The organism is Bartonella sp. AD24XZML (assembly GCF_042196485.1).
Taxonomy (GTDB): domain Bacteria; phylum Pseudomonadota; class Alphaproteobacteria; order Rhizobiales; family Rhizobiaceae; genus Bartonella.
Genome location: NZ_JBHIQH010000009.1, coordinates 1 through 1,745, shown reverse-complemented (window position 1 = coordinate 1,745; position 1,745 = coordinate 1). Strand labels below are relative to the sequence as shown.

Here is a 1,745-nt window from a genome sequence, read left to right as displayed (position 1 = left end):
GAGAGAGAGAGGACTGCAATTCATCAATAAGTTTTTGCATGATCTCTATGCGTTTATCTGTCGCTTCTTTATATTCTGCCAAAGCGCTTAAAAGATCATGCTGTATGTCGCTTTTGACAAGATCAAGCACCTTATTTAAGGGTGCATGGACCATTCGATTGCTTGCATAAAAAAGGACGCGGATTTGCTCCGCGTCCGCAATATCATCAATAGCAGACGGATTATTGATCATTTGAAAAACTCACGATTTTATGGCATAAACAACCGGTACATTAACAGGGCGTGTTTCTGCCTCGCCCGTTGAAGAAATCGTTACCTTATGCGTGTGCACTCCAGCAGGTTGTGTATCTTTTGTATAATATGAATTACCAAAAGCAGGATTTCTGCCACCTATTTGACCAACTCTTGTAACCATAGAATAATCATGCTTATGCGTATGTTGACCTGCCTCTTCAATGGTACAAGCATGTGTATGAGATTTAATGCTGTCTTTTTGCACCTCTGCGAAGTCTCTATTTTGATCTAAACCGCGCCCATTATCAAAGCCACGCAAAAACATTCCTCTAAAGTCTGGAACTTTAAAGGTTGTATCGCTGTTTTTTCCCCATTTATCCCCTATCGCCTTGAATAATTGCGGATAATCCTTGCGTTCATAAGTAGCGCCATCACATAAAAGCCAGCCGTTTGGGACTTCTTGCATAGCAAAGGTCGCAATAAAACCACAAGGAAAGGTTTCGACCTTCGGTGGTGGAATGGGGGTAGGGTTTAAAAGATACCAGCCATCAAGACCTTTTGTTGATACGCCATCATTATAGACTATTTCATAAATACCATTTGTTTGTAACTCACCACCTGTCAATGGTACTATTCCCGTGCTGGTGGCTTTATAGAGTGGCTTTGCTCCTATATTATTCATGTTTATTGTTGTCGTACCAATATTTATACCACGCGCCTTAAAGCGGATAATGATATCGTTTTTATATTTTGCTATCGGCGACACCGTCGTCAACGTGATTGATGTTGTTTGTTCCTTTCCATTCACAATAAACTTTGAGTCAAGAGAACCACCATTATCGGCAAGATATTCACGTATACGCTGCATCATGACCCGCGCACTATCATTGACAGAACTAGGCGGCTGCCCTTCTGCCCAATTAATGATACTATCGGAATTGGCATTTTGATCAGCTGTGAGTGACCAGTCATAAATATCAGACATGATAAGCCCCCGTTCTTCTTAATAGCTCTTCGCGCAATTGCTCTTCTTTTTGCCGCCCATAGTAACCAACAGATTGCCGCCTAGAGGGATCAATAAGAGGTGTTAAATCTGTCGGGCTCCCAGTCGATTGTGAGAAACCCGCCATGACTGGTTGCTGTAACATTTGTTGCTGTACCATCTGTGCCTGCTGTTTTTGTCGTTCTCCATTCTCTCTCATTAAATGAAGCAAACCGGAAAAGCCCTTTTTAAGAGCACCTGCATCAATACCTTGTGCTTGCAATGGTGTGGTTTCCATAATCTGTCCTGTTAAATTGTCTCTGCTTTCAGGTGCCATCATTCTATTTGGGAATGGCATGTCATATGCCATCAATTGGTTGCCCACTTGATCACCTTGCCCCCCTTGATTACCTTGAAGTGTCTTTTGAAGCCTCTCAAACCCACGCAAAGGACCCACCTCGTTTGGTGCTGCTTGTCCATTGCTTTGGTTTTGCTGTATCGTTCTCTTCAAAGCATCTCCCGTTTTATT

General features: G+C 42.5%; 2 protein-coding genes and 1 pseudogene. All 3 read right to left on the bottom strand.

Going from position 1 to position 1,745, the window contains the following annotated elements; all coding sequences use genetic code 11:
- The coding region (locus ACFIMX_RS01150; RefSeq protein ID WP_375693913.1) for a hypothetical protein at positions 1-232 on the bottom strand (232 nt) is incomplete at its 3' end.
- 9 nt (positions 233-241) lie between these two features.
- The gene (locus ACFIMX_RS01145) at positions 242-1,219 is read right to left on the bottom strand and encodes a tail fiber protein (protein WP_375633752.1); all 978 of its coding nucleotides are present in this window, start codon (positions 1,217-1,219) and stop codon (positions 242-244) included.
- Positions 1,212-1,745 (bottom strand): annotated as a pseudogene (locus ACFIMX_RS01140) (lytic transglycosylase domain-containing protein); the annotation flags it as partial. The gene ACFIMX_RS01145 and the pseudogene ACFIMX_RS01140, both read right to left, overlap by 8 nt.